Annotated in this window: 7 protein-coding genes; all 7 read right to left on the bottom strand. The window is 44.1% G+C overall.

All coding sequences use genetic code 11. The features are described from left to right. On the bottom strand, positions 1-808 hold an 808-nt coding region (locus HP456_RS16425; protein ID WP_172253042.1), incomplete at its 3' end, for an alpha-ketoacid dehydrogenase subunit beta. A 13-nt stretch (positions 809-821) separates the two neighbouring features. Beyond that, entirely contained in the window at positions 822-1820 is a 999-nt protein-coding gene (locus tag HP456_RS16420) for a thiamine pyrophosphate-dependent dehydrogenase E1 component subunit alpha (RefSeq protein WP_172253040.1), read from the bottom strand. 67 nt (positions 1821-1887) lie between these two features. Beyond that, on the bottom strand, positions 1888-3312 hold the full coding sequence (lpdA, locus tag HP456_RS16415) for a dihydrolipoyl dehydrogenase (protein WP_172253038.1): 1425 nt from the start codon (positions 3310-3312) through the stop codon (positions 1888-1890). A gap of 19 nt (positions 3313-3331) precedes the next feature. Beyond that, positions 3332-4453, bottom strand: coding sequence for a butyrate kinase (gene buk / locus HP456_RS16410; RefSeq protein WP_172253036.1), 1122 nt, complete (start codon positions 4451-4453; stop codon positions 3332-3334). Between the two features lie 129 nt (positions 4454-4582). After that, on the bottom strand, positions 4583-5680 hold the full coding sequence (gene bcd, locus HP456_RS16405) for a branched-chain amino acid dehydrogenase (RefSeq protein ID WP_172253034.1): 1098 nt from the start codon (positions 5678-5680) through the stop codon (positions 4583-4585). Positions 5681-5931: 251 nt separating this feature from the next. After that, positions 5932-6837, bottom strand: a complete 906-nt coding sequence (gene yqiS / locus HP456_RS16400) for a phosphate butyryltransferase (RefSeq protein WP_172253032.1) — start codon at positions 6835-6837, stop codon at positions 5932-5934. A gap of 136 nt (positions 6838-6973) precedes the next feature. Further along, the coding region (locus HP456_RS16395; protein ID WP_172253030.1) for a sigma-54 interaction domain-containing protein at positions 6974-8197 on the bottom strand (1224 nt) is incomplete at its 5' end.

Raw genomic sequence — 8197 nt, 5'->3', positions numbered from 1 at the left:
TGATGCTTCCTTCTTTATTATCTTCTGTCACAAGCAGCACTTTACCCGTTTTTGAAGCAGCTTCGATGATTGCTTCCTTATCTAATGGATAGATGGTTCTTAAATCCAGGATATGTGCTTCTATTCCGTCCTGGGCAAGCTTTTCTGCTGCTTGAAGTGCAAAATGTACAGAAAGGCCGTATGTGATGACTGTAATGTCCTCGCCTTCACGTTTCACATCTGCTTTACCGATCGGAAGCGTGTAATCGTCATCAGGAACTTCCCCTTTGATCAATCGGTAAGCACGCTTATGTTCAAAGAAAAGTACCGGATCTTCGTCGCGGATGGCCGCTTTCAATAATCCTTTTACATCATATGGTGTAGAAGGCATGACAATCTTCAGTCCGGGCTGATTGGCGAATACTGCTTCGACAGATTGTGAGTGATACAAGGCTCCATGGACTCCGCCTCCATAAGGTGCACGTATGACCATCGGACAGCTCCAGTCATTATTTGAACGATAACGGATTCGGGACGCTTCAGAAATGATCTGGTTCACAGCAGGCATGATAAAATCAGCAAACTGCATCTCAGCGATCGGTCTCATCCCGTACATTGCTGCACCGATTCCTACCCCTGCGATTGCAGATTCTGCGAGGGGAGTGTCGATGACACGGTCTTCTCCGAATTGATCATAAAGGCCGTGAGTCGCTTTAAACACTCCGCCTTTTTTTCCGACATCTTCCCCCAGTACAAATACTTTCTCATCTCGTTCCATTTCTTCTCTTATCGCCATTGTTACGGCATCAATATATGAAATTACTGGCATTGTTTATTCCCCCTTACTTCTCTTCTGCGTACACATACTTCATTGCTGATTCAGGTTCAGCGTATGGAGCATTTTCTGCATAGTCTGTAGCTTCATTCACTTGCTTCATCACACGATCGTTGATTTCTTTTTCAAGCTCATCATTCATTACGCCTGTTTCTTTCAAGTAAGCGCCAAATGTAATGATCGGATCGTTCGTTTTTGCTTTTGCCACTTCATCGGGAGAACGATAACTTCTGTCGTCATCGTCTGAGGAGTGAGGAGTCAAGCGGTATGAAACGGTTTCGACCAAAGTAGGACCTTCACCGCGGCGTCCGCGGTCTGCAGCTTCTTTCACTGCTTTATATACTTCCAAAGGATCGTTGCCATCGACGGTCACCCCAGGCATCCCGTACCCGATTGCGCGGTCTGATACTTTTTCACAAGCCAATTGTTTTTCAATTGGAACTGAGATTGCGTACTTATTATTCTCACACATAAAGATAACCGGAAGCTTATGTACACCAGCAAAGTTAGCACCTTCGTGGAAATCTCCCTGATTCGAAGAACCTTCTCCAAATGTTACGAATGTAACGAGGTCTTTCTTTTCCATTTTTCCTGCAAGTGCAACACCTACAGCATGGGGAACCTGTGTTGTCACCGGAGAAGATCCAGTTACAATATTATTTTTCTTTTGCCCAAAGTGACCAGGCATCTGACGTCCGCCTGAGTTTGGATCTTCTGCTTTAGCAAAGCCGGATAACATTAATTCCTTTGCAGTCATTCCAAACGTCAAAACAACACCCATGTCACGGTAGTATGGAAGGGCGAAATCCTTTTCACGGTCCAGTGCAAATGCAGCACCCACCTGTGCAGCTTCTTGCCCCTGACAGGATATAACGAAAGGAATTTTACCTGAACGGTTCAACAACCACATACGTTCATCGATTTTTCTTGCAAGTAGCATCGTTTCATAAATTTCTATTACTTTATCGTTAGAGAGACCTAATTGTTCATGACGATTCTCTGCCATATTTTTTTACCTCCTGCGGGTTTAAGTCTTTATATGGGGGAGCTCTGCGGCCACCCCCTTGTTTTTTTTATGAGTGAATTGCTTTTCCGTCTACTGCCAAAGCAGCTTCCCCGATCGCTTCTGACAGTGATGGGTGCGGGTGGATGGTATGTCCTATTTCCCATGGCGTTGCATCAAGAACCCTGGCAAGTCCTGCTTCAGAAATCATATCGGTTACATGAGGACCGATCATATGGACACCAAGGATGTCATCCGTTTGCTTGTCTGCAATAATTTTTACAAAACCATCTGATTCACCGTAAACAAGCGCTTTACCGATGGCTCTGAAGCTGAATTTGCCTACTTTAAGTTCAAAGCCTTTTTCCTTTGCCTCTTGCTCGGTCATTCCGACGCTTGCGATTTCAGGGTTGCTGTAAATGCATTTTGATATAAGTGAATAATCGATTGGATGCGGCTTTTCATTCGCCATATGCTCGACTGCTGTAATCCCTTCATGAGAAGCGACATGTGCCAGTTGAAGTCCGCCAATGACATCTCCGATTGCGTAAATATGCGATTCTTTAGTCTGGAAGAAATCATTCACTTCAATAAAGCCCTTTTCCACTTTGATGTCTGTGTTTTCCACACCTATCCCCTCAACATTGGCTTGACGGCCAACTGAGACAAGGATTTTTTCAGCAGAGAATGATTTCTCTTCCCCTTTATGTTCAGCATTGATCGTTACTTGCCCTTCTCCTTTTTGGAGGGATTCAGGAAGTACTTTTGCACTTGTGACGATTTTCACGCCTTTTTTCTTCATTAGACGCTGCATTTCTTTTGAGATTTCATGATCTTCCGTCGGGACAATCTTGTCTGCATATTCAACTACGGTCACGTCTACATCAAAGTCAGATAACATGGAAGCCCACTCGATACCTATCACTCCGCCACCGACTATTATGATTGACTTAGGCAGCTGTTCAAGCTCCAACGCCTCATCTGAAGACAATACAAATTCTCCGTCAATGTCAAGACCCGGCAGAGAACGCGGACGTGAACCAGTTGCTACGATAACGTTCTTCGGAATGAGCATTTCATTCTCTTCTCCGTTATTCATTTCGACTGAAATTGTACCGGGCATAGGTGAGAAGATGGAAGGACCAAGAATACGGCCGATTCCTTCAAATACATCGATCTTGCCTTGTTTCATTAAATGCTGTACACCTTTATGAAGCTGTTCGACGATTCCATCTTTTCGGGATTGTACTTTTTCAAAATCCAGTTCGACCCCATTGATTTTCACACCAAAGCTATCGCTGTGCTTAGCGGTTGAGTACACTTCAGCACTTCGCAACAGGGCTTTACTCGGGATGCACCCTCTGTGAAGACAAGTTCCCCCAAGCTTCCCCTTTTCAACAATTGCTGTTTTCAATCCTAATTGTGATGCGCGGATTGCTGCGACATAGCCGCCAGTTCCCCCGCCCAGAATGACTAAATCATATTCTTGTGCCAAAGCTGCATCCTCCTTAAACTTATACTGTTGCTTCTTCCTTTACCGTGCCTGGATATACTTTATAATTTTCTTCATTTTTCAGGACTCTGAGTGCCCCTTCTGCCAGTGCCTGCAGCTCGTTTTCGCCTGGTTGGATGATGACATCTGCAATCCAGTTGATCCGTTCGCTGATCGCCTTGACGAACTCTTTACCATAAGCCAATCCGCCCGTTAATACAATCGCGTCCACTTTACCGTTCAGGACTGCACTGGCTGATCCGATTTCTTTGGCGATTTGATAAGCCATTGCATCGTATACTTTCTTCGCTTGAATATCGCCATTTTCAATCATTTTTTCCACTTTTACAGCATCACTGGTTCCCAGATATCCTACCAGACCGCCCTGGCCAACCAGCTTCTTCATGATTTCGTCGCGATAATAATCACCAGAGAAGCATAAATCAACCAAATCACCCGCAGGGACTGTTCCTGCTCTTTCAGGACTGAATGGCCCGTCTCCATGCAAACCATTGTTTACGTCGATCACTTTTCCATTTTGATGTGTACCGACAGTGATTCCACCGCCCATATGAGTAATGATCAAGTTAAGATCTTCATACTTTTTATCTAATTGCTTTGCGACTCTTCTCGCTACAGCTTTTTGATTCAATGCATGAAAGATGCTTTTTCTTTCAATTAAAGAAAATCCGGAAATTCTCGCAAGCGGCTGCAGCTCGTCCACCACGACCGGGTCGACGATATATGATGGGATGTTCAAACCTGAGGCAATTTCAAAAGCCAATATTCCTCCCAGATTCGATGCATGCTGGCCGGAGAATCCTTCTCTCAAGTCTTTAAGCATTTCATCATTCACCAAGTACGTTCCGCCTTCTATCGGTCTAAGCAGACCGCCCCGGCCACAGACTGCACTCAGCTTGCTGATATTGATTCCTTCTTCATCCAGCGTTTGAAGAATCGTATTTTTACGGAATTCATATTGATCGATAATATTTGGAAATTCGTTAATCTTTTCGGTTTCATGACGGATCGTTTTCTCGAAAATGGACCGGTCATCATCGAAGACTCCAATCTTTGTCGATGTCGATCCGGGATTTATGACTAATATGCGATGTTTCATTTCCTGCACTGTTGTTACCTCCATTTGGGTAGCTGTATTCTGTTCAATCTGTATTTAAATTTCCCCCTATGACAGATAACCCCTTGTTCCCGTTAAACTAATACTTCAGGTAAGAAACGCTTCACCTCATAAGAAGTCAAGCGTTCTGTATGTTTATCCGCGTCTGCTTAGAATATGTTGTCCGTTTTGTAAGAATTGGCTTCTTGAACGGCGCATTTTTTCAATTCTTTCTTCAGCCATGCGGTCGGCAGCTACGTAAGTAGGTACGTTATCACGCTTTGCGATTTCAATCACTCGCTCAACGTTGTTGTAAACCTGCTCTACTTTCTTCATTGCTCTTTCGCTGTTATAACCGTACAACTCATCCGCAACATTGATAACTCCACCTGCATTGATGACATAGTCTGGTGCATACACGATACCCATTTCATGAACGGCATCTCCATGTCGGGTTTCTTTCAATTGATTATTAGCAGCTCCTGCAATGACTTTCGCCTTGATTTGAGAAATCGTTTCGTCATTGATGATTGCCCCAAGAGCACATGGTGCGAAAATATCACAGTCTACACTATAAATTTCAGAAGGGTCAACTGCTTTCGCTCCAAAGTCGTTCACAGCACGATCGACCGATTCTTTATGGATATCTGTTACGATAAGGTTTGCCCCTTCTTCATGAAGATGTTTACACATATTGTACGCCACATTCCCTACTCCCTGTACGGCAATTGTTTTGCCTTCAAGAGAATCTGTACCGAACGCTGCTTTAGCTGCTGCTTTCATTCCGCGGTATACACCGTAAGCAGTTACTGGAGAAGGGTTACCTGAAGAACCGAAGGCAGGTGAAATACCAGTCACATAATCCGTTTCTTCATGGATCAGATCCATGTCAGCCACAGTTGTACCAACATCTTCAGCTGTGATGTAACGTCCGTTCAGCCCTTGGATGTAACGTCCGAAAGCACGGAACATTTCCTCATTTTTATCTTTGCGGGGATCCCCGATGATAACCGTTTTTCCTCCACCCAGATTAAGTCCGGCTGCAGCATTTTTATAAGTCATTCCGCGAGCTAAGCGAAGTGCGTCTTCAATTGCTGCTTCTTCTGATTCATATGTCCACATCCGTGTTCCGCCAAGTGCCGGTCCAAGTGTTGTATCATGAATTGCGATGATTGCTTTCAAACCAGATACTTCATCTTGACAAAATACTAATTGCTCATAATCGTAGTTTTCCATATAGCTAAAAATTTTCATTCCAAATTCCTCCCCAGGATCATTTAAGTGATTTATTCATCAATCTTTTATTATTGGCTCTGTTACACACCTTGAAAGATTCCGCTTTTTTCTGGTGACCCTTGAGCCTTAGGTCAACCTCCCTGCGGGACCTCATTATTTCCAGCTTCAGGCGAAGAGGCACATGTATTTAGCCAGAACAGACCAAGAAGGCAAATGGCACCTTTCTATACAGTTTCGGCTTATGCCCTCTAAGAAAATTCCTTCGCTTTCTAATTTGAAGCAGAGCAAATGGCAAGTGCGAGTGAATGCAATTTACTTTCGGCACTATCCGCTCTGGAAGTTAATACTATCGGTGCTTTTGCTCCGGCAATCACCGCTCCTACTTTTGCTCTTGCAAAGTATATGAGTGATTTGTATAACGCATTGCCCGTTTCGATATTCGGGACCAGTAAGATATCTGCTTGTCCAGCCACTTCACTTTGGATACCTTTATGTTCTGCTGCATGGTGCGAGATTGCATTATCAAGAGCAAGCGGACCATCGACGACACAATCTTTGATCTGCCCTCTTTGATTCATCATTGTCAGGGTAGCTGCATCAAGAGTCGCCTGCATCGCAGGATTCACCACTTCCACCGCAGCAAGCGGCGCTACTTTTGGTGTGGAGACACCGATAGAAGATGCAACGTTGACGGCATTCTCTATAATCTGCGCCTTTTGACTTAAATCAGGAGTGATATTCATTGCAGCATCTGTGACAAAAATCAGTTTATCAAAACCTGTCACTTCGAATGCAGCAACATGTGAAAGGACATTACCTGTGCGGAGACCCCATTCTTTATTCAGTACTGCCTTTAAAATAACGGCAGTAGGGACATTCCCTTTCATTAAGGCACCTGCCTCGTTTTCCCTGACTGCTTTCACAGCCATCTCTGCTGCTTTCAACGGCGAGACGGCATGTTTAATTGTTATCGCCTTATTTGAACGTAAATGAGGTGTAACCTCTTCCATTATGGCTTCAATCTTCTCTTTGTCGCCAAACAAAATAAATTCCGCCATACCTCTGTCCACTGCCATACCGACAGCCCCAAGTACTTCTTTATCCTCTGCCGCAGCAACAGCCACAACAGAATGTTCTTTTCGGGTTGCTTTTTCCAACAAAGACTGAAGATTCATGAATGTATGTTTCAACCCCTTTAACAAAAATTTGTTCCCACCAATAACACATGCAAGAACCGTGCCAACTTTCAAAAACCTGAAAACGCTTTATTTGCAAGTATCTATGCATGAAATAAATTTCATACTATGCAATTTATTTCATGCCAGTTGTTTCAATGTTATATTTTTCAAGCTTGTAATACAAATTTCTGACTGAAACATTCAATGTTTTTGCAGCGGCTGTTTTGTTACCATTATTCTGCTCTAAAACTTCTTGAATTATCTTCTTTTCGTATTCTTCCAACTGAGAATTTAAATCTTTGTCTGCCGATACCCTGCTCTTCATACTATATTCATCCGCTTTTCGGGATGAACTCTCCAGAGGAGGCAGGTGATGCACATCAATGGTCGTTTCATTATATTTCATAAAAATGATTGCCCTGCCCAGGACGTTTTCAAGCTCCCTGACATTTCCGGGCCAGCGGTATTCCATCAGACGTTTTAAAGCGTCCTTGGTAATACCATCAACATTCCTTCCATAGTCCTGGTTAATTTTGGCGATCAGGGTTTCAGAAATAAGCGGGATGTCTTTTTTTCGATTTCTCAAAGGCGGGATTTGAATAGGCATCCTGTTCAGACGGTAATATAAATCTTCCCTGAAAGAACCGTCTGCGATCCCTTTTTCCAGATTGACGTTCGTGGCAGCTATGACCCTGACATTAATGCTGATGGATTTCGTACCCCCGACCCTCACTATTTCATTCTCCTGCAGCACCCTTAGTAATTTCGCCTGGGTATTGGCACTGAGTTCGCCGATTTCATCAAGGAAAATACTCCCTTTGTCTGCTTCTTCAAATAATCCCCGCTTGCCTCCGCGCTTCGCACCGGAAAAAGCCCCTTCTTCATATCCGAATAGTTCACTTTCTAAAAGACTTTCGGATAACGCTGCACAATTAACCCGCAAGAACTTATTAAACTTGCGGTCACTCGCATTATGTATTGCATGCGCAAACAATTCCTTCCCCGTCCCGGACTCTCCTCTCAAAAGGACAGTCGCCGGGGTTTTTGCCCCCAGTTTTGCTTGTTCAATCGCCAGCTGCATTTCTTCCGAATCCCCAATGATATCTTCAAACATATATTTGGCCTCGAGGGTTCGGATAATCCTCCGTGCCCTGTCAAGTTCCTGGGTGAGGGACTGGATTTCCGACATATCGTGAATGACACCGACACTACCCTTCAGCTTGCCGTTCACTATGATTGGGGCGACATTCACAATAACCTCTTTACGTTTTGGTCCCACTCTCATCCGTGTCCCCCGGATTGACCTTCTTGTCTGCAGGACTTTCAAGTGGATGCTTTCCCCTTCGGATATATCCGC

The sequence above is a fragment of the Bacillus haikouensis genome (assembly GCF_013179555.1).
Taxonomy (GTDB): domain Bacteria; phylum Bacillota; class Bacilli; order Bacillales; family Bacillaceae_B; genus Rossellomorea; species Rossellomorea haikouensis_A.
The sequence above is the reverse complement of the archived record's forward strand: the minus strand, read 5'-3'. Positions and strand labels throughout refer to the sequence as shown.